This window comes from Tardiphaga sp. 42S5 (genome assembly GCF_034044155.1).
Classification (GTDB): Bacteria; Pseudomonadota; Alphaproteobacteria; order Rhizobiales; family Xanthobacteraceae; genus Tardiphaga; species Tardiphaga robiniae.
Genome location: NZ_CP139027.1, coordinates 4,214,461 through 4,235,317 on the forward strand (window position 1 = coordinate 4,214,461; position 20,857 = coordinate 4,235,317).

The following is a 20,857-nucleotide window of genomic DNA, read 5'->3' on the forward strand; positions in this document are numbered from 1 at the left end:
CTGCCTCCGAAGCAGCCCCTCATTAACCCAATAGGATTGCAGGGTTAACCGGAGCTTAAGTCGGCCATATCGAATAAGCCTGAGTGTTGCAGCCTTGTGACGCTTCCCTTGCATGCGACCCCCATTCCTCGTATGTACGAAGAGCTGACGGTTTAACTCCCGGTTGTGTCGCGTTCAGCCTCCCGGTGCAACGCTCGTTCTCCCGACCATCTATCGGTGGATCCAGCGTTTTCCGGCCTCCTCTCTACAACCAGCGCAGCGCGCGGTTGCCCAGAGAGGCGGTCTTAGCCCAGGCGGTGTCCGGTCCCAGGTCCTTTCTCGCTCCCGGGGCGGCTTTAGACACTTCATGACCGATTATTCCGGCCTTACGGGCGGAGTATGCGACAGCCGGTGACCGCGTTCTGCGGCGCGCCGGACGTCAGCAAAAGGCGGCGCCTTTGCCGCCAAGATGTTCAGACGGGCCGACGCTTGATGCGCCAGACTGTGATGCCGACCGAGACCCAGGTGGGAACTATGCCGATGCGAGGCCCAAGCCTCGCGCGTCGCCCCGCACTGACCTCGCGATCGGCACGGCGTTCAGGGCTGTGTTTCGGCCTTCCCCTCACCCCCGAATCAGGTGGACCGTTGCGTCACCCGGCTGCGCGATACGCGCTTGCCGCCACGCACGCCGTCCGCCTCCATGAGCTTCCAAATGCCAAACAAAATGTTGATCGATGCGACCCACCCGGAAGAGACCCGGGTCGTCGTGGTTCGCGGCAATCGCGTCGAAGAGTTTGATTTCGAGACTGCGCAGCGCAAGCAGCTCCGCGGCAATATCTATCTCGCCAAGGTCACGCGCGTCGAACCGTCGCTGCAGGCCGCCTTCATCGAATACGGTGGCAACCGCCACGGCTTTCTCGCTTTCAGCGAAATCCATCCGGACTATTATCAGATCCCGGTCGCCGACCGTCAGGCGCTGATCGAGGCGGATGAACGGGCCCATCGCGAAGCTGAGGAAGAGACCGAAAACCGCTCCAACCGTAAGCGCTCGCGTCATCGCAACTCCCGTCGCCGCGACCGTGGCGAGCGGGTGCAGAGCGATGTCGTCGATACGACAGCGATCGATCCGTCGCAGGCCGAACAGCCGCGCGATCCGGCCTTCGAGGTCCACAGCCATACCCATGATGACGGGCACCACGCTGCCGATCACGACCATCATGACCATGACGGTCACGAGCACACCCACGCGCATGAGCACGCCGAAGGCGATCATGCGCACGACCATGATCATCACGATCATGCCGCCGCACCGGTCGCGTCCGAGAGCGTCGCTGCCGAAGCTGTGGCTCCCGAGGTCGTCGTGTCAGAGGTCGTTGCATCCGAGCCTGTGACCGAACAGCCTGTTTCGGCAGGCTTCTCGCCTGCTCCGGTCGAAGCCGTTGCGGAGACGCCGGCGCCAGTCGCCGCCGAAGCGCATGATGATCACGCGCATGACGAACAGATTCAGGCCGCTCACGCCGAAGAGAACGCGGCGCATGCCGAGGACGTTCACCACGAAGAGCGTGCCGAGGGTGAGCACACCGCTGCCGCTGACAGCGACGAACACGACGACGAGGAAGACGAAGACGACGGCGAGGAAGAAGCCGAAGAGGATCAGGTCGAATCCGTCGGCGGTGACGACGTTCTCGAGGAAGTCCCGGAGCGCGCCTTCCGTCCGCGTCGCCAGTACAAGATCCAGGAAGTCATCAAGCGCCGCCAGGTCATGCTGGTGCAGGTCGTCAAGGAAGAGCGCGGCAACAAGGGCGCTGCGCTGACCACCTACCTGTCGCTTGCCGGCCGCTACGCCGTGCTGATGCCGAACACTGCTCGTGGCGGCGGCATCTCGCGCAAGATCACCTCGGCGCAGGATCGTTCGCGTCTCAAGGAAGTGGTATCGGACCTCGACGTGCCGGAAGGCATGGGGATCATCCTGCGCACCGCAGGTGCCTCGCGCACCAAGCCGGAAATCAAGCGTGACTTCGAATACCTGATCCGGATGTGGGAAACCGTCCGTGACATGACGCTGAAGTCGCAGGCCCCGACCCTCGTCTATGAGGAAGGCTCGCTGATCAAGCGATCGCTGCGCGACCTCTACAACAAGGAAATCGACGAAATTCAGGTCGCGGGCGAAGCCGGCTATCAGGAAGCGCGCGACTTCATGCACATGTTGATGCCGAGCAATGTGCGCGCGGTGAAACAATATCGCGACGGCCAGCCGCTATTCTCGCGCATGGGCGTCGAGAGCCAATTGGACGCGATGTTCTCGCCGACCGTGCAGCTCCGCTCGGGTGGCTATATCGTCATCAACCAGACCGAAGCCCTGGTTTCGATCGACGTGAACTCGGGCCGTTCGACCCGCGAACACCACATCGAAGACACCGCGCTGAAGACCAATCTCGAAGCCGCCGAGGAAGTGGCGCGTCAGCTCCGCCTGCGCGATCTCGCCGGTCTGATCGTAATTGACTTCATCGACATGGATGAGAAGCGCAACAACCGCGCTGTCGAACGCAAGATGAGCGACTGCCTGCGCCAGGATCGCGCGCGCATTCAGGTCGGCCGCATCTCGCATTTCGGCCTGCTCGAAATGTCGCGCCAGCGCATCCGCGCCAGCGTGCTGGAAAGCTCCACGGATATCTGCCCGCATTGCGGCGGCAGCGGTCACGTTCGTTCGGTGTCGTCGGTGGCCCTACAGTTGCTGCGCGGCCTCGAAGAAATCCTGATGAAGGGCGCCACGCATAACCTGATCGTGCGCACCCGCACCGATGTCGCGCTCTATGTGCTGAACCACAAGCGTGGCCATCTGCGCGATCTCGAAAACAGCTTCAAGGTGACGCTCGCCGTCATCGCCGATCCGAATGTCAGCGGTCAGCAGTCCTTCGTGATCGACCGCGGCGAACAGGTCCACACGCTGGAAGCCGCCAAGGCACTTCTCGCGGCGCAGGTCGCAGCCTTCCCGCCGCCGCTGGAAGAAGAACCGTTCGACGACGAAGATCTGTTCGAGACGGAAGCCGAAATCGAAACCGAGGAGACCGAAGGTCTCACCGACGACGAGACCTCGGGTGAAAGCGCCACCGGCGATGCAGACAGCGATGGGCGCAAGCGCAAGCGCCGTCGGCGCCGTCGTGGTCGCTCCGGTGAAACCCGCGAAGGCGGCGCTCCCGGTCGCGAGGGCGGCGATCTCCAGAACGCCGCTGAAGGCACGGTCGAAGGTAACGTCGAAACCGTTGGCGACGACAGCGAAGGTGAAGACGACGAGGCCGACGATCAGCCTCGTGAGGCCCGTGCCGATCAGCCGGCCGATGGCGAGCGTCGCCCGCGTCGCCGTGGCCGTCGCGGCGGACGCCGCCGGCGTGGTGGTAACGACGAAGGTCTGGCCGGATCGATCTCCGATGAACTCGGACCGACGCAGACCTCGGAAGCCAGCGATGCCGTGGCCGATCTCGAAGGTCAGGACACGCGCCACGACGCACAGCCGCACCAGTACGCAGCTTCGGACACCGTGACGTCCTATGCCGCACCACAGCCAGAGGCCGAACAGAGCCGTCACAACGCCGTGCCGATGTTCGCTCCGGCAGCGCCTGAGCCGGCGCCGGCTGCCCCTGCTCCTGTCGCAGCACCTCCCCCCGTGCAGGAAGCCGCGGCACCGCAGGAAGATGACAAGGCTGCAGCACGTCGTCGCTCGACGGTGCGCGAGAAGGTCAACTTCGGTTCGACGTCTCCGGAGCCACAGCCCGCGGCAGCGCCTGTCGCTACAGCCCCGGAGCCGGCACCTGCTCCAGCCGCTGCACCGGCCCCTGCGGTCGAAGCCCAGCCGCGCAAAGCCGGCTGGTGGTCACGCGTCCTCGGCAGCGACTAAGCGCCTTCCAACGCAACAACGAAAAGCCGCCCGGCAAAACCGGGCGGCTTTTTTAGTGCTGCGATCTACTGCGGATCAGTCCGTGGTGATTGCCGTTTCGACATCCGATGGATCGATGGTCTTGTTGAGATTGGCGTGCATCGTGTCGTGATCAAGCTCGCCTTCCCACCACGACACGAACACCGTAGCAATGCCGTTGCCCGTGATGTTGGTAAGCGCGCGCACCTCGCTCATGAATTTGTCGATCGAGAACACGATCGCCATGCCGGGCACCAGACGCGGATCAACCACCGACAGCGTGGCTGCCAGCGTGATGAAGCCGGCGCCGGTGACGCCCGAAGCGCCCTTGGAGGTCAGCATCGCCACGATCAGGATAGTCACCTGCTGGCCGAACGACAGATCCACACCGAGCGCCTGGGCGATGAAGAGCGTCGCCAGGGTCATGTAGATGTTGGTGCCGTCGAGGTTGAACGAATAGCCGGTCGGCACCACAAGGCCGACGACCGACTTCGAACAGCCCAGACGCTGCAGCTTCTCCATCAGCTGCGGCAACGCGCTTTCCGACGAAGAAGTGCCGAGCACGATCAAAAGCTCATCCTTGATGTAGACGATGAACTTGAAGATGTTGAAGCCGACGATGCGGGCAATGATGCCGAGCACGACCACCACGAACAGTGCTGCAGTCGCGTAGAACAGCACGATCAGGCTCAACAGGTTGGTGAGCGCCGCCGGGCCGAACTTGCCAATGGTGTAGGCCATCGCGCCGAATGCGCCGAGAGGGGCCGCCTTCATGACGATGGCGATCACGCCGAACACGGCATGCGACGTCTCATCAATCATGTCGCGTAACCTGTGGCCACGCTCGCCCAGCGCCATCAGCGCGAAACCGAACAGGATCGCGAACAACAGCACCTGCAAGATGTCGCCCTTGGCAAAAGCGCCGACGACGCTGTCGGGGATGATGTTGAGCACGAAATCGACCGACTTCGTCGCTTCAGCCTGTTTGACGTAATTGGCGACAGCGCCCGCGCTGCCTTCGGTCTTGGTCACCAAGCCATGGCCGACCTGGAACAGGTTGCCCATCACAAGACCAAGGATCAGCGCAAAGGTTGAGACGATCTCGAAATAGACCAGCGCCTTGATGCCGACGCGGCCGACCTTCTTGGCGTCCTGGATATGGGCAATGCCAGACACCACGGTACAGAAGATGATCGGCGCGATCACCATCTTGATCAGCTTGATGAAGCCGTCGCCGAGCGCCTTGATCCATTCATTGGTGGCGAACTGAGGCTCCAGCCACCCGACCAGCACACCGATCACGATGGCGATCAGCACCTGAATATAGAGAACCTTGTACCAGGGCTTTTTGACCGGAGCGGCCGCTCCCGGACCCGCCGTTGCCGTTACCGCAGACATTCCGCTTCAACTCCCTGAGCATTTTTACTGCCGCGGTCATTAGTCACATGGGCGGCCTCTTGCAAGCCGCCACGCGGAATTACTTGGGCGATTAACGAACAAATATCGCGCCGAGCGTTCAGCGATACCGGCGATCAACCATTCCGCGCAGGACGGGTACCAGGATCGCGCCCAATGTGTTCTTCACTAATGCCCCCGCCAGGAACGGCATCACGCCGACCAACCAGGCCTTCTCGGCGCCGAGCTTCATACCGTAAGCCAGCCACGCAAAGCCCATGGCCATGATCACGATGTGGCCGATGGCCATGACAACGAACAGGCGGACCATCGAGCGATCCCATCCGCGTTCGCTGAACCAGCCCGTGATGAACGCAGCAACGACAAAGCCCGACAGGAAGCCGGCCGTGGCCCCCGTGAGCGGTTTGAGACCGCCAACGGGCCCGGCGAACACCGGCAATCCCAATGCGCCGACGGCGAGATAGGCGATGATCGTCAACGTGCCGAGGCGCCAGCCATAGACGGCGCCGATCATCAAAACGACCAGCGTCTGCAGGGTCATCGGCACATATGGCAGTGGCAGATTGATCTTCGCCGAAACCGCCAACAACGCGACTCCAAACGCCGCCAGCACTATGGCACGCCGTACGACGGCGAAGCCTTTGCGGCGGGCCGGCCACCACACGTCGGCGATCGAGACGTGGCGTGCATTCGAGAAGGATGAATCAGCCGGCAAAATCTGCTCCCTCACTTCGGGCCGCCCTGCCCGAGCCATTTGCTGATCCGTGCGACCGCCTCATGCATGTCTTCGGTCGAGCTCGCATAGGAGAAACGAATATAGGACTTGCCGTGGATCGGATCGAAGTCGCTGCCGGGCGTTGCGGCCACATGTGCCTGTTCCAGCATCTGCTTGGCGAAATCGAAGCTGTCCGACGTGAATTTCGATACGTCTGCATAGAGATAGAAGGCGCCGTCGGCCGGCAGGAAGTCCGTGAGACCCGCTTGCGGCAATCCTGCGGTCAGGATGCGGCGGTTCTCCTGATAGCCATGCTTGATGTCTTCCATCTGTGCATGACCGTCGAACGCAGCTTCTGCCGCAATCTGCGACAGCGTCGGCACCGAGATCGACAGGTTCTGCTGCAGCCGTTCCATAGACCGCACCAGCGGTTTTGGGACGACCATCCAACCGACGCGCCAGCCGGTCATGCAGAAATATTTTGAGAACGAGTTGATGACGAGCGCGTTCGGCGACAGCTCCGCCGCGGTCACTGCCGGGAAGGCATAATCGAGACCGTGATAAATCTCGTCGGAAATGAAGCGAATGCCCGCATCATCGGCCGCGTGGATCAGGCTGGTGAGCGCTTCGCGTGACATCATGGTGCCCGTGGGATTGGCCGGACTAGCGACCAGCACACCCTTCAGCGGCTTCTCGCGATGCGCGGCGAGCAGATCCTCGGCAGTCAGAGCGTGCCGCTTGTCGGCATGGGTTTCGATCAGCACCGGCTCGCAGCCCAGCGCAGTCAGAATATGCCGATACGGCGGATAGCCGGGCACGGTGACGGCGACGCGGTCGCCGGGCTCGAACAGGGCCAGGAAGGACAGGATGAACGCGCCGGAGGAGCCGGTGGTCACCACGATCTGCTCCGGATCGACCGTACAGCCATAGACGTCGCGATAATGCTTGGAGATCCGCGCGCGCAGCGAGGGGGTGCCAAGCGCAGCGGTATATTCAATCCGCCCGTGCGCCAGTGCGGCTTGCGCGGCCTCAATGGCCACCTTGGGCGCGGGCGCAGCCGGCTGCCCGACTTCCATGTGAATCACGTGCCCGCCAGCGCCCTCGATCCGCGCCGCGGCGGCCATCACATCCATCACCATGAACGGGGGAACGTTGCTGCGGCCGGAGGCCGCAAGAAGGCTGTGTGCCCGGGTTTTGAGGATCGTATCTGGCATGGAAATCTGCTATCTGCGCGGCGTTATGCACGTTACGGCATGGGAGCAACGCCGCGCTCCCGCCGCAATATTTGACTTGTTAGGGCTTATATCGAATCCGAACCTCGGCCAATGATGAAAGACCTGCAGCTGCAGCCTAAAAGGGCTGCATCTCGATTGTTCTCGAAGCTGACCACGCTGCTGACCGCGGCGGCATTGACGCTGACGCCAATGGCGGCCCATGCGCAGCAAGGCGATGCCCCGCGCCTGCTGCGCGACGCCGAGATCGAACAGTTGCTACGTGACTATACGCGCCCGATCCTGCGCGCCGCAGGCCTCGAAAAGCAAAACATCCAGGTCGTCATCATCAACAACGCCAGCTTCAATGCCTTTGTCGCTGACGGTCGCCGCATCTTCGTCAATCACGGAGCGCTGATGCAGTCACAGACGCCGAACCAGCTGATCGGCGTGCTCGCCCACGAGACCGGCCATCTCGCCGGCGGCCATCTGTCGAAGCTGCGCGAGCGCATGGCACAGGCGCAGACCCAGATGATCGTGGCGATGCTGCTCGGCGTCGGCGCAATGGCGGCCGGAGCGCGCGGCGGCAACTCCAATGGTGCTGCCGGCAATATCGGCGCCGCAGCGGTCGCCGCGCCGCAAGCGATGATGATGAATACGATGCTGTCCTATCAGCGGCAGCAGGAAGAGAATGCCGACCGCGCCGGTGTCAAATTCCTGAACCAGACCGGCCAGTCGTCCAAAGGCATGTACGAGACGTTCCAGCGCTTCGGCACCGACAGCCTGTTCGCAGCGCGCGGAAGCGACCCGTATATGATGTCGCATCCGATGCCCCGAGAGCGCGTTGCCGCCCTCGAGGAGCTTGCGAAGTCGAGTCCCTATTGGGACAAGAAGGACGATCCGGCGCTGATGCTGCGCCACGAGCTGATGCGCGCCAAGACCGCCGGCTTCATGGAGCAGCGCGACACGGTATTGCGACGCTATCCGCCGTCCGACACCAGCCTGCCCGCGCAATATGCCCGCGCCATCGCCACCTATCGCCATGGCGATCTGCGCGTGGCCGTCGAGCAGATCGATACGCTGATCAAGGCGCAACCGAACAATCCGTATTTCTACGAGCTGCGCGGCCAGGCGCTGCTGGAAGGCGGCAAGCCCAATGAGGCGATCGCGCCGCTGCGCCGTGCGGTGCAGCTCTCCAACAACGCGCCACTGATCGAGATGATGCTCGGCCAGGCGCTCGTCGCCTCGGACAACAAGGCCTATACCGACGAGGCGATCCGCATCCTGCGCACTGCTGTGGCGCGCGAGAGCGAAGCACCCGCCGGCTATATGCAGCTCGCAATGGCCTATGGCCGCAAGGGCGAACTCGCAGAGGCCGACCTGGCCTCGGCCCAGGCCGCCTTCCTGCGCGGCGACAACAAGACCGCCCGCGATCTGGCGTCACGTGCCAAGGCCCGCTTCGCGGTGGGCACGCCCGGGTGGGTGAAGGCCGACGACATCATTGCTGCGAAGATGCCGGGGAAGAACTGAGTCGGTGCGACGATTGGCGCTGCGACTTTTTAGAGGTTCAAAGAACACATCAAACCACGCGACTTCCTGCAACCGACGCGGGTTTCGGCGTGTCATGGCAGCAACAAACGGAAACCCAATCGAAGGTTTAGACCGCTTCTACGTTCCACCTTCTATGACGGGAGTTCCAATACGTTAGACCGCACTCTGGAAACGCCGCAGAAGCTGGCGATGACTTGGGGTGCCTGAACGTGAACGTGAATAATCTGGCTCGGACCGTCTGCCTCGGCGCGGTGAGTTATCTCGCATTGTCGATTGATCTGGCGAGCCCGGCTCTTGCCCAGTCCACCGTGCTCCCGGCCGTCACGGTTGATTCTCCGTCGCGTCAAAGCACGCGCCGCGTCACGCCATCGCGCCGTGCAGCTGCCAATCGTGCTGCGCCCCGCCGTGCCGCAACAGCGCTGCAGCCGGCTGCGCCCGTGCCTTATATCGTGCCTCGACGCGGCACTGTCGGTGCACTCACGCCCTCTTATGCCGGCGGTCAGGTGGCGAGCGGCGGTCAGCTCGGCCTGCTCGGCAATCGCGGCGTGCTGGATACGCCGTTTAACCAGACCAACTACACACGGGAATTCGTCGAGAACACGCAGGCGCGCACGCTGGCTGACGTTCTGCTGAACGATCCCTCCGTAGGCTCTGCGCTGCCGCGCAATATCGGCCGCGAGCAGCCGGTGATCCGCGGCTTTCTGCTCGGCAATTCCAGCGTCGGCTTCAACGGCTATTTCGGCCTGATCGGCAACAACAACTTCAACGTCCTCGATGCCGTCGAACGCGTCGAGGTCATCAAGGGCCTCAACGGCCTGCTCAACGGCCAGTCGCCGGACGACTCCGTCAGCGGCGCCATCAACCTCGTGATGAAGCGCGCGCGCAACGAGCCGATCGCCGAACTCACCACCTCCTTCGCCTCGCGCGGCCAGGGCGGCGTGCATCTCGATGTCGGCCAGCGCTATGGCGAGCACAAGGAATACGGCATTCGCTACAACGGCAGCTATCGCGACGGCAAGACCGAGGGGGACAATCAGAGCCTGCGCGATGAGTCCTACGCGCTGGCGCTGGATTATCGCGGCGAGCGCGTGCGCGTCTCCGCCGACATTCTCTACAACGAGTTCAGCGGCAGCGGCCTCGGCGCGCGCAACACGCTCGCGACATCGCTCCCCGGCGTGCCGGCCGCGCCCTCGCCAACCAATTTCTGGAATCCGGCCTGGACCGGCATCAAGGGCGCGAACACTGCGGCGCTGTTCCAGGCTGAAGTGGATCTCACCGACTGGCTGACGATCTATGGCGGCGGCGGCTTCTTCGACAATGCCATCACGCCGGTCATCTCCAATCCGACCATTATTAATGCCCGGGGCGACACCACGGCGTCGCCGTTCATCAACCGGCAGGACCGCCATAACCATACCGAACAGGCCGGCTTCCGCGCCAACGTGGATACCGGGCCGGTGCATCACGAGATCAATTTCAACACCACGCTGTGGAGCAACCAGATCGACGGCTCGCGCACCAATGGCACGCCGGTCACGTCAAACATCTACAACCCGCAGCCGTCACCCTTCCAAGCGATCCCGCTGCAGGAGGTCGTCAAGGCCAATACCAGCTCGCTGAACAGCTACGGCATCGCCGACACCATGTCAGTGCTGAACAAGCGCATCCAGTTCACCATGGGCATCCGCCGGCAGGAAGCCGCGTCCGAAGCCTTCAACGCGATCACCGGCGCAAGCACATCGAGCTACAGTTCCGGCGCGTGGTCGCCGGCCTATACGCTGGTCATCAAGCCGCTGGAGAATGTGTCGGTGTACGCAAACTATATCGAAGGCCTGCAGATGGGATCGATCGTGGACCCGACCTTCCAGAACAGCGGACAAGTGTTCCCGCCTTATAAGTCTGTGCAACATGAAATGGGCGTGAAGGTCGATTGGGGCCGCTTCACTACCACGGTTGCGGCCTATGATATCTCGCAGCCGGCGCAGATCACGATTCCTAATACGCCGCTGCCGATCTATTCGATTGACGGCGAAAACCGCAATCGCGGCGTCGAGATCAACACGTTTGGCGAACTTACGCCCGGCTGGCGCCTACTCGGCGGCGCCTCCTTCATGGACGCCCGTCAGGTGAAGACCCAGAATGGCACCAATGATGGCAAGCGCGCGGTCGGCATTCCCGATGTGCAGGTCAGTCTCGGCACCGAATGGGACACGCCTTTCGTCAACGGCCTGACGCTGACAGGACGCGCCATCCATTTCGGCGATGCCTATGCGGATGCCGCTAACCGCTTCCTGATTCCAAATTGGACGCGGTTCGATCTCGGCGCACGCTACACATTCGCATCGCCCTGGAACGGCAAGCCGATTACACTGCGATTTGCGGTGGAGAATGTCGCCAACAACGCTTTCTGGATGACCAGCTCGGCGGACAGGCAGATCTATCTCGGCGCGCCGCGCACCTACCTTGCCTCGACCACGTTCCGTTTCTAGTGCAGCAACTGCGAGGAACGTGACAGGTATGACGAACGACGCACGCAGGACCAGACCGCTTCAAGGCCCGGCCCGCGTGCGGCCGCAGGCATGACGCACATGATCCCGTTCTCGATCTTCATCCACAAATGGACGGGACTGTTCACAGCGGTCTTTCTCATCATCGCCGGCGTGACCGGGAGCCTGCTTGCCTTTGAGAAGGAGCTCGAGGCCCTCGTCAACCCAGAGCAATATGTGGTGCGGCCGCGCGACGATGCGCAGGGGAAGCCCGCTGTCATGCTGGATCCGTTCGAGCTACATGCACGGGCCGTCGCGGCGCTGCCGGGCTATCAGATCTTCGGCTTTCCGTTTCTGCGCGAGGCCGATCGTTCAGTCCGCTTCAACCTCACGCGCAGTGATCCGAAGCTCGTCGATGCAGATCAGGCGTTTTTTGATCCCTATGACGGACGCCTGCTCGGCATTCGCAAATATGGCGCGACGCCGTTCGACCGCACCACGCTGATCGGCTTCATCTACCGCCTCCATTATGCGCTGGCGCTACCGAAGCCTTACGGCGAATGGTTGTTCGGCATCGTGGCGCTGGTGTGGACGGTGAATTGCATGTTCGGCATCGTGTCGACATTTCCGCGAATTTCGCCATTCTGGCGGCGCTGGCTGCCGGCTTGGCTGATCAAGCGCAATGCTAGCACTTATCGCCTGCATTACGACATCCATCGCGCCTCCGGCCTGTGGCTATGGGGCGTGCTGTTCCTGTTTGCGTGGTCGAGCGTGATGCTCAATCTGCGGCAAGAGGTGTATACGCCCGTGATGTCCACTTTCCTCGAATTCAGGAAGGCGCCGGAGCGCCGGAAGGCGGATGTGAGCAAGCCGATGCTTGCGTGGCAGGAGGCCTATCGCATCGCCGCGCGGACCATGGACGAGGTGGCGGCAAAGGAAGGTTTCACCGTCAATTTCCGCAGCCAGCTATTCTACAATCGCGGCTTCGACGCTTTCGTCTACTACGCCAACACCTCTCGCGATGTGCAGAACGATCGCGGCCAGACCGGCGTGTTCATCGATGCTCGCAGCGGCGCCCTGCTCGGCACGCGCATTCCCACCGGCGAATATTCGGGCGACACGGTGAGCCGCTGGCTGCAGTCGTTACATATGGCAAAAGTCTTCGGCCTGCTCTATCGCATCTTCGTCGCGATCATCGGGCTCGTGCTGGCCATCAGCGCCTATACCGGCCTGTATATCTGGTGGAAGAAACGCCAGGTTCGGCAGGCGAAGATGAAACACCAGGTTATGAAGACCCGTGAGTTGAGGTCACAACCTGGCCGAGGAGCGACGGAGCGACCCCAATCCGACGGCATCACTGCCGCGAAGATCCGATCAGGGCGCTAACGGAGCCCCCGCTGCAATGTTCTGAAACAAATGGCGGCTGATCCGTAATCTTTCGCAATGTGGCTGACAATTTGTCTCCGTACGCAGTGTCCCTGACTGTTTGGGGACATCTCTATGCGCGCGAACGCCATCAACCACGTATTGAAACTGATATGCCTGCACGCTCTGACAGCATCTGTCGCTGGATGCGCCACGGCGCAGCTGGAGACATCAGGGTCTCTCGCCTCGTATAACGACCTCGCGCCGGCCGACGGCATCACTACCAAGTCCAAGATGCGCGTCGACAAGGCCGGTGTCCTGGCGGCCAGGAGTGTCAGCATCATACCCACGTCATTCTCTCATGCCGCATCTCGAGCCGCCCTCACCGACAAGCAACGTCGCGTCATCGCGAATGCTGTCGACCGTTCCGTCTGTATCGGACTGAGCGACCGCTTCAATGTGGTCCCATCCGGGCAACCCGCCGACCTGACGGTGCATGTCACCGTGACGCGTGTGACCGTCACCGATCCGAATGTCGCTGGGGCCGCCAAGGTTGCCTCTGCCGCACCTATGTTCATCAGTGCAGGCTTTCCCATCGTCGTGCCCCGAATCCCGTACGGCATGGGCGGCCTGTCGGTCGAGGCGGAAGCCCGCGACGTACAAGGCCAGCAGAAAGCGGCATTCGTCTGGGCCCGCGATGCCGACATGTTGACGAGCACGCCGCGCGTTGCGGCATCCGGCGATGCCTACGATCTGGCGGGCGAGTTCGGCGCAGATTTCAGCAAGCTCCTCATTACCGGTGAAAATCCGTTCGACAAGAAGCTGTCCACGCCCAGTCTACAGCGCGTGAATTCGGCCTTTGGGGGGAAGCCTAAATACGCTGCCTGTGACGCCTTCGGGCGCACCGGCGTTTCCGCCTTCATCGGCGGGAAAATGGGAGCACCTCCCGAGTGGAACGACGATGCGATGCCGGTGACGGAATGACCGGACATGCATGACAGTGATTACCGTCCCTCCGCCCAAGACAGCTATGCTACGACATTAGCAGTCACGTTGAAAGAACAACCGCCTGGAGCCGGATGCCGCCCAATGCAGACCATGTCTCACATCCTCATCGTCGATGACGATCTTGCCATACGAAAATTGCTGGGACGCTATCTGACCGAACAAGGCTACCGCGTATCCATCGCCTCCGACCAGCGAACGATGAAGGAAGCGCTGCAGACCAACGAGGTCAGCCTGATCGTTCTCGATGTCCTGCTCCCCGATGGGTCGGGGCTCGATATCTGCCGCGATCTTCGGCGGGAGGGCTCCGAGATACCCGTCATCCTGTTGACGGCGCTGAAGGAGGATGTCGACCGGATCATCGGCCTCGAAATCGGCGCGGACGACTATCTCGGCAAGCCGTTCAATCCGCGCGAATTGCTCGCCCGCATCCGCGCGGTGCTTCGTCGCAAGGTGACGCAGGACATCCAGCTCTCCCAGGTGCTCGAACATCACTTCGGCAGATTTAAACTCCATCCCGGCGCGCGGCAGTTGCTGGACGAAAACGGGCAGCCGTTCGATCTCACAACAGCCGAATTTGAACTCCTGCTGGTGCTCGTCAGACGGCCGGGTCGCCTGCTCTCGCGTGATCAGTTGATCGAACTGACGAACCGCAGCTCCGACGACGTATTCGATCGCTCGATCGACGTGTTGATGAGCCGGTTGCGCAAGAAGCTTGGCGACAATGATGATTTCCAGTTGATCAAAACCGTGCGTAACGGCGGCTACATTTTCTCGGCACGCGTTGAAACCATTGGCGCAGACACATGAACTCCATACGCATTCGATTTTCCTTGATGCTCGTGGGCTCGGTCCTTTGTGTGGTGATCCTGGCCAGCGCCGTGATGTCGCAAATGATACTCGGGCTGGTCGAAAAGGATTTTCGTGACGGATTGACGTCTCGCGTCGCTGCATTTTCCAACAGCATCACCTTTCGCGGAAACGATGCAGTCTTTCATCTTCAGCCGGCGCCCATCGAGGGAAAGCTTCTGGAAGCGCCGACCAAGCTTCTGCAGGAAGCATTTCAAAAATCGCAAGCCAATTTCGACATTTTCGTCAAGCAAACGCCGGATGGCCAACGATGGGCGTCCATCAAGATGGGCCCCGGCTGGCTGAGCTGGCCCATACGCGAGCACGCGCCGCCTCCTGAAGTGTGGTGGGGCCTCGCCGGCTGGATGGTACTGATCACGGTTGGCGTCATCGGGGTTGCTCTTACGGTCGCCCATCAGACGACGAACCAGCTCAAATTGCTGCAGAGCATGGCGATGTCCGTTGGCAAGGACGGCGTGCTGCCCGTGCTCAAAGAAGAAGGGTCTATCGAAATCAAGGCAACCGCTCAGGCACTGAACATGATGGGCGCAAGTCTAAAAAAAGCGATGGACAGCAAGATCAGACTTGTGGCTGCCGCAGGGCACGATTTGCGGACACCCATGACACGCATGCGTCTGCGCGCCGAATTTCTCAACGAACGAGAGCGTGAGGAGTGGCTGCATGACCTCGATGAAATGGATCACATTGCCGACAGCGCCATCCAGCTGGTTCGGGAAGAGACCGTCGGAAAAGGCACCGAACACGTCAGACTCGACGAACTCGTCGGGGACGTTTGTGCCGAACTCACCCTGATCAAGATGCGGGTGACAATTGCCGGACTCGATCACAGCAGCGTCAAGATCTCACCGCTCGCACTCAAGCGCGCCCTACGCAATCTCATCATCAATGCTGCGACCCATGGCGGCGGCGCCATCGTAAGCCTGCGCGTTCACGACCGCCGCGCTGTCGTCCTGATCGATGACAACGGTCCCGGCATTCCCGAACAATTCCTGGCAAGTGCCTTCGAACCGTTCTTTCGCGCCGATCCGGCCCGCCGCCAGTCAATCCCCGGCGCCGGGCTCGGCCTGGCCATCGCCAAGGAAATTGTCGAACGACAGGGAGGCACGCTCGAGATCGAGAACCGGCAACCTCAGGGGTTAAGGCAGACGCTTTCCATTGAGATCGATATCGCGAACGTATCATCGGTCGCAGCCTGAACGACGCGCTCGCTATGCGACCACACGGCGCCGCTGCAGACGATCACTGGAGAATAATCCTTCGCAAACAGCGCCTGTTCAGCCGGACCACAAGATCATCGCGATCCCGAAGACGAGCAACGGATAATACGCAACCTCCACGCTCAGGAACGCGATGTCTTTTGTGCGAGACCAGAGGCGCCGAACGGATATCCGTATTCGGGAGCGTTCCAAAGACGCAGTTGGAGCGATGCGACACATCTAGCTACCCTGCCCCCTCAACCCTTCCAGGTTGGATTGAAATCCACTGGCCGAACCGCCCTTGGCGCGACCGTAGGCATAGAGCTCTTTCATATAATCGGTATCGAAATTGGTTGGATCGCTCGTGGTAAGCTTGCCCGCGTCGATGGCCGTTGCTTTGAAATCCCAGTTGTTGCGTTTGCAGAAATCGTATGTCGCGATCATCGCATTGCGCGTATTGGCCTTCACCGAAGTCTGAAACGAGCGCGCCACGATCGGAAGCGTCAGATCCGATGTATAGGAGGCGTCGGGCGACAGCTTGCCGTTAACGATCACGAAGACCCGAGACTTCGTAGCCAGCGATCCGGCATGGGCCGTCAACACGCTTTCCGGCACAGCCAGAATATTCGACGTCACGCCACCATCGACATGCATCTCGGAATACATGTTTCCGCCGGACTCGACGGCGATCAAGGCTGGCGGGAAAATCCCGGGGATAGCGGCCGACGCAGCGAGAACATTCCGGAATAATTCATAGCGGCCAGGACTATCGCTGCTCGCGATCTCCCCCATATTCCAGAGCGTCGTCCCTTGGGTGTCGAGGTTCGTGGTGGCCACGATAAGCATCTTGCCCTTGCGATACCGTGCGCCGACCGCATCGATGATCCGATCATCGGCATATTTTGAGATGAGGTCTTTCATCGGCCCCGCCTTGAAGACGCCCGATCCAACAACGGCGTTGATTCCCGCGATACGCATCAGATTTTCAGTAGCGCCGCTGGTGAAGATCGCTTCGAGACGGCCGTCATAGCTCGGGCCGAGAAACGCGAATGGTGCAATCAGGGCGCCGACGCTGGAGCCGGTGACGATATCGAATTCGGGGCGCAGCCCGGAATCGGACCAGCCTTTCAGGAATCCTGCGCCATAGGAGCCGTCAGCGCCGCCGCCGGACAGAGCAAGGATGGTGAGCGGTGCGGCACCGCGCCGCGATCCCGCGAAGATGCGATAGCCTTCGTCGGGCGATATCCTGGCCAACGGAATCTGCGGGATCGTCGCGCGCGCGCTTGCGATCAGCGGCGCGCGCGGCAGCGACGTACAGGCCGACAGCAGCAGCGCTGTGCAAATAATGGAAAGCGTCGCGCGAGGCATCACGCGAGCTCTGTAATGATCGAAGTGAATCTTGAATACTGGGGCATGCAGGTTTCCATGTCCGGAAACTCTTGCACGGTTGATTTGCCATTTGTTTGCGCGTTTATTTCATTATGTTTCGTGCGGCGGCTGCAAACCGAATGCGACAATTCCATCCACGCGTCCACGAATGGGAAGATGACCGAGTGCGCTGATCGTGAATGGCGGAGTCGAGGCAAAGCAATCCATCGCCGCCTTCGATGCGACAAAGCCGCCCTCTACACCACGACTGAGCTCTTCCAGCCGCGAGGCGGTGTTCATGACGTCGCCATTGAAGACGATCGCACGTTTGACGTCGCCGATTTCGCCAATGATCACCGGCCCAAAATGCAGGCTGCCGCGAATGCGGGGCGCCGTGCCAAACTCGCGCTCAAACTGCCCCGCCATGCGCGCCAGTTCGTCGCGCATGGCCATGAAGCAGCGCAACGGACGGCAATCGACCGCACCGTCCCGCTTCGTCCAGGTTACGATCATCTCGTCGCCGACATAGGCGAGCACCTCGCCACGATAATCGACGACCGAGAGCGATAGCAGGCGAAAGGTCCGATCGAGGAAACGGTGGATACCGACGCCACCAAGTTGCTCGGCCAGGCTGGTCGAGCCCGCGATATCCACGAACAGGACGAAACGCTCTTCCTCGACCGGCGTGTGATAGCGCCCGGTGAAGAAGTTCAACAACGCGCGTCCGCCGACGAGATTGGTGATTGCCAAAGCCAGATTGACGACGATGGAGACGACGACCGAATAGACCAGGCTGGACCAGAACGTATCCTCCGCGATCTCGACCGTCCGCCCGATCAGCACATCCGCAAGCCGAAACCATTGCACGGCCAAAATCACGACGGCGTAGAACGCGCTCTTAATCAGGAGGTTGGCGGTGAACGAGCGATCGCTCAGCCAGATCCGGATCGGACCATCGGCCACCATGATTTCGAAGCCGCCCAGAACCGTGCTGATCACCAATCCGATGACGAGCCCGGGCAGAATGGGCAGATCGTGGGTGGCACTGAACGCCACGCCGGCGGCGCCGCCAGCGGCTATAATCGTCGTGAGGACCCTCAGTTTCCGTTCAAGCCTGGCGTTCATGGTCCCTCCCACCGGCACAGCCGACGGGAGGGTATATCAAATCGTCCAAGGGAGGGCTGACACGGACCGATGGCAAAGGTTGCCCGCCAGCGGCGCCTCACCGAGCGCTGCCGTCCACGCCGATATGATCTTCATCCTTTTACAACCACCCCAAGCTTCTAGCCGCCAGCGGTCAGGTTCCGTTAACGGAACTCGCGCATTTAGTGAAAATGGATGCGCTCATCGCGTCCGGCGGGGAGACCAATGCAGCCATCGGATCACGAAACCGCACACAGCGGCGTCACACGCACGTGGGACCGGCGGCAATGAGCACGACGACCATCTTCTGGTTCACGCTCGCCAACTTCCTGTCGTCAGGTCTCGTCTGGGCCTATGTCGCACGCTGCTATCCGAACTTCGTCCCGGCCCGCTACTGGAGCGCCGCTTCACTGAGCGCGTCGATCGGCCCTGCTCTCGGCCTGCTGTTTCCCAATCCCGTCGGCCTGCTGTTCGCCGCGCAGATGACAGTTCTCGCTTTCTGTCTGTCAGAGGTCGGCATCCGTCGCTTTTACGACAGGCCTACATCCTGGATCGCCACCGCCCTGGTAATTTCCGCGAGCCTCGCCGGATTCCTGTTCTTCAGACTGGTCATCGACGAATATGCGATGCGCGTTGTCGTCTACTCGCTGAGCCAGGGCGTTCCCGTGGCGCTGACGCTACCGCTGCTACTGTCGCGTGATCATCGGCGCAGCAATCACGGCGCACGGATGGCCGGCTACCTCTCGATTCTCCTGCTTGTTGCTTTTGCCTGCCGCGCGATCGCCGCGCTGCTTCATCTGGGCGGCAGCGAGACGACCATGGTGACGGTCGATACGGTACAGGCCGGCTTCATGCTGGTGGCGGCATTCCTCGCCATGACATGGAATTACGGACTGCTGATGATGGCGATCGACCGCCTGCGCGGCGACGCAGCCGAACTGGCGCTGATCGACGATCTGACCGGCGCTGGCAATCGCCGCCGCCTGTTGCAGCGGATGGACGAGGAATGTGCGATGGCGCGGCGGACCGCACGCCCATACGCACTGCTGGCGATCGACCTCGACGGCTTCAAGGCGGTCAATGATGGCTTCGGTCACAGCGCCGGCGACGACTGCCTGAAGCAATTCGCCCAAGCGGCGCAAGATCAGTTGCGCCCCGGCGATACGCTGGCCCGATGCGGCGGCGACGAGTTCTGCATCGTGTTGCCCGACACCGACCTGCAGCAGGCAGGCGAGATCGCGCGGCGCGTGCTGGCGGCCTGCCCGCGACAATTTGGCAATGCCGGACACACAGTGAGGACTCTATCCGCCTCCATCGGCGTCGCGCAGTGGTCCCCCGACCTCATCGCCTCCCCAGAGCGATTGATGGCGGCTGCCGATCACGCCCTGTATCAGGCCAAACACAGCGGCAAGAACCGGGTCGTGCTCTATGAGCCCGCACCACCGCTGGCACCGATCTTCGATGACGAGATCGGAAGCGCTCCCTTGCCGGCACCGCATGCCCTCACTGCAATGACCGGGCCGGATCACCACCATCCCGGCTTCTGAGACCTGCGGCGCCATGATGAATTGCGCGTGACCGCCTTCACAAATAACGCGTATTTCGCCCTCAAAATGCTAAGCAGCTTCCCGAATGACACGTGGCTTTCTGACTCGGCCTTTTCCAAAGGATAATTTGCCCATGCCTTCGTTCCGTTTTCTCGCCTCCGCCGGCCCGGCCCTGGCTTTGGCCCTCGCGCTGTGTGGCGCGCCCGCGGTCGCATCGGCGCAGACGTTCAATGACGCCCAGCGCGGCGAGATCCAGAAGATCATCAAGGACTACCTGATCACTCATCCGGAAATTCTCGAAGAGGTCTCGGCCGAGCTGACCAAGCGTCAGGCGCAGGCTGAAGCCGAGAAGCACCAGGCTGCGATCGCCGCGAACGCAAACACCATCTTCAACTCGCCACGCGGCGTCGTCGTCGGCAACAAGGATGGCGACGTCACCTTCGTCGAGTTCTTTGATTACAATTGCGGCTACTGCAAGCGCGCCATGGACGACATGGTCGGCATCATGAAGAACGATCCGAAGCTCAAGGTCGTGCTGAAGGAATTCCCGGTGCTCGGGCCCGGCTCGGTTGAAGCCGCCCAGGTTGCTGTCGCCGTGCGCATGCAGGACCCGACCGGCAAGAAGTATCTCGACTTCCACCAGAAGCTGTTGAGCGGCCGCGGTCAGGCCGACAAGGCCCGCGCCTTGGCAGCGGCCAAGGAAGCAGGTCTCGACGTCGCCAGACTGGAAAAGGACATGGCGAGCCCGGAAGTGCGCGCGACCATCGAAGAGAACTTCAAGCTCGCGGAATCCATGGGCATGAACGGCACGCCGAGCTACGTCATCGGCAAGCAGGTGATCATCGGTGCCGTCGGCGCAGACGCGCTGAAGGAGAAGATCAACCAGGCCCGCTGCGGCAAGGCGCTCTGTTCGTAAATCCAGACTCCGGCAGAGTGATTCATACCGTCGCCCGCGCCGACACGAACATCTCGGAAATATGACAAACCGGCTGCATCGCAGCCGGTTTTTTATTTATCTTGCGGTAGCGGTCAAAGCGGCTGAACGCCATCTGTGATAGGGTAACCTATCCCCAACGGTAAAAGGATGCAGCG

At 61.5% G+C, this 20,857-nt stretch carries 14 protein-coding genes; 9 read left to right on the forward strand and 5 right to left on the reverse strand.

Features of this window, described 5'->3' with window-relative positions; genetic code table 11:
• Positions 1 to 691 precede the first annotated feature (691 nt).
• Positions 692 to 3,874: an Rne/Rng family ribonuclease gene (locus SFY93_RS19620; protein WP_320444268.1), complete on the forward strand. Its 3,183-nt coding sequence runs from the start codon at positions 692 to 694 to the stop codon at positions 3,872 to 3,874.
• A 75-nt stretch (positions 3,875 to 3,949) separates the two neighbouring features.
• Here the strand turns inward: SFY93_RS19620 and SFY93_RS19625 are convergent, their stop codons facing one another.
• The 3 genes from SFY93_RS19625 to SFY93_RS19635 form a co-directional block, all read right to left on the reverse strand.
• On the reverse strand, positions 3,950 to 5,290 hold the full coding sequence (locus SFY93_RS19625) for a dicarboxylate/amino acid:cation symporter (RefSeq protein ID WP_120289380.1): 1,341 nt from the start codon (positions 5,288 to 5,290) through the stop codon (positions 3,950 to 3,952).
• Between the two features lie 118 nt (positions 5,291 to 5,408).
• Complete coding sequence (locus tag SFY93_RS19630; protein WP_414716933.1) at positions 5,409 to 6,023, reverse strand: biotin transporter BioY; 615 nt, start codon at positions 6,021 to 6,023, stop codon at positions 5,409 to 5,411.
• Between the two features lie 11 nt (positions 6,024 to 6,034).
• Positions 6,035 to 7,237: a pyridoxal phosphate-dependent aminotransferase gene (locus tag SFY93_RS19635; protein WP_320444269.1), complete on the reverse strand. Its 1,203-nt coding sequence runs from the start codon at positions 7,235 to 7,237 to the stop codon at positions 6,035 to 6,037.
• A gap of 111 nt (positions 7,238 to 7,348) precedes the next feature.
• On the opposite strand from SFY93_RS19635, the gene SFY93_RS19640 reads away from it, so the two are divergent.
• The 6 genes from SFY93_RS19640 to SFY93_RS19665 all read left to right on the forward strand — a co-directional run bounded on the left by SFY93_RS19640 (position 7,349) and on the right by SFY93_RS19665 (position 15,707).
• Positions 7,349 to 8,764 carry a M48 family metalloprotease gene (locus tag SFY93_RS19640; RefSeq protein WP_320444270.1) on the forward strand — a complete coding sequence of 472 codons (1,416 nt, stop codon included), beginning with the start codon at positions 7,349 to 7,351 and terminating at the stop codon, positions 8,762 to 8,764.
• A gap of 230 nt (positions 8,765 to 8,994) precedes the next feature.
• A complete protein-coding gene (locus SFY93_RS19645) occupies positions 8,995 to 11,274 on the forward strand; it encodes a TonB-dependent receptor (protein WP_320444271.1) in 2,280 nt (759 codons plus the stop codon).
• Positions 11,275 to 11,364: 90 nt separating this feature from the next.
• Positions 11,365 to 12,657, forward strand: coding sequence for a PepSY-associated TM helix domain-containing protein (locus tag SFY93_RS19650; protein WP_320444272.1), 1,293 nt, complete (start codon positions 11,365 to 11,367; stop codon positions 12,655 to 12,657).
• Positions 12,658 to 12,771: 114 nt separating this feature from the next.
• Positions 12,772 to 13,620, forward strand: coding sequence for a DUF3313 family protein (locus SFY93_RS19655; RefSeq protein ID WP_320444273.1), 849 nt, complete (start codon positions 12,772 to 12,774; stop codon positions 13,618 to 13,620).
• 105 nt (positions 13,621 to 13,725) lie between these two features.
• On the forward strand, positions 13,726 to 14,451 hold the full coding sequence (locus SFY93_RS19660) for a response regulator (protein ID WP_089264118.1): 726 nt from the start codon (positions 13,726 to 13,728) through the stop codon (positions 14,449 to 14,451).
• Complete coding sequence (locus SFY93_RS19665) at positions 14,448 to 15,707, forward strand: ATP-binding protein (RefSeq protein WP_320444274.1); 1,260 nt, start codon at positions 14,448 to 14,450, stop codon at positions 15,705 to 15,707. Before SFY93_RS19660 ends, SFY93_RS19665 begins: the two co-directional genes overlap by 4 nt.
• A gap of 240 nt (positions 15,708 to 15,947) precedes the next feature.
• Here SFY93_RS19665 and SFY93_RS19670 read toward each other — a convergent pair whose 3' ends face one another.
• Both SFY93_RS19670 and SFY93_RS19675 read right to left on the reverse strand, forming a co-directional pair.
• A complete protein-coding gene (locus tag SFY93_RS19670) occupies positions 15,948 to 17,075 on the reverse strand; it encodes a patatin-like phospholipase family protein (protein WP_320444275.1) in 1,128 nt (375 codons plus the stop codon).
• Between the two features lie 111 nt (positions 17,076 to 17,186).
• Positions 17,187 to 18,200, reverse strand: coding sequence for an adenylate/guanylate cyclase domain-containing protein (locus SFY93_RS19675; protein WP_320444276.1), 1,014 nt, complete (start codon positions 18,198 to 18,200; stop codon positions 17,187 to 17,189).
• A gap of 305 nt (positions 18,201 to 18,505) precedes the next feature.
• Here SFY93_RS19675 and SFY93_RS19680 point away from each other — a divergent pair, with 305 nt between their 5' ends.
• Both SFY93_RS19680 and SFY93_RS19685 read left to right on the forward strand, forming a co-directional pair.
• Positions 18,506 to 19,765, forward strand: coding sequence for a GGDEF domain-containing protein (locus SFY93_RS19680; RefSeq protein ID WP_320444277.1), 1,260 nt, complete (start codon positions 18,506 to 18,508; stop codon positions 19,763 to 19,765).
• A gap of 133 nt (positions 19,766 to 19,898) precedes the next feature.
• On the forward strand, positions 19,899 to 20,681 hold the full coding sequence (locus SFY93_RS19685) for a DsbA family protein (protein ID WP_093758397.1): 783 nt from the start codon (positions 19,899 to 19,901) through the stop codon (positions 20,679 to 20,681).
• Positions 20,682 to 20,857: the final 176 nt, after the last annotated feature.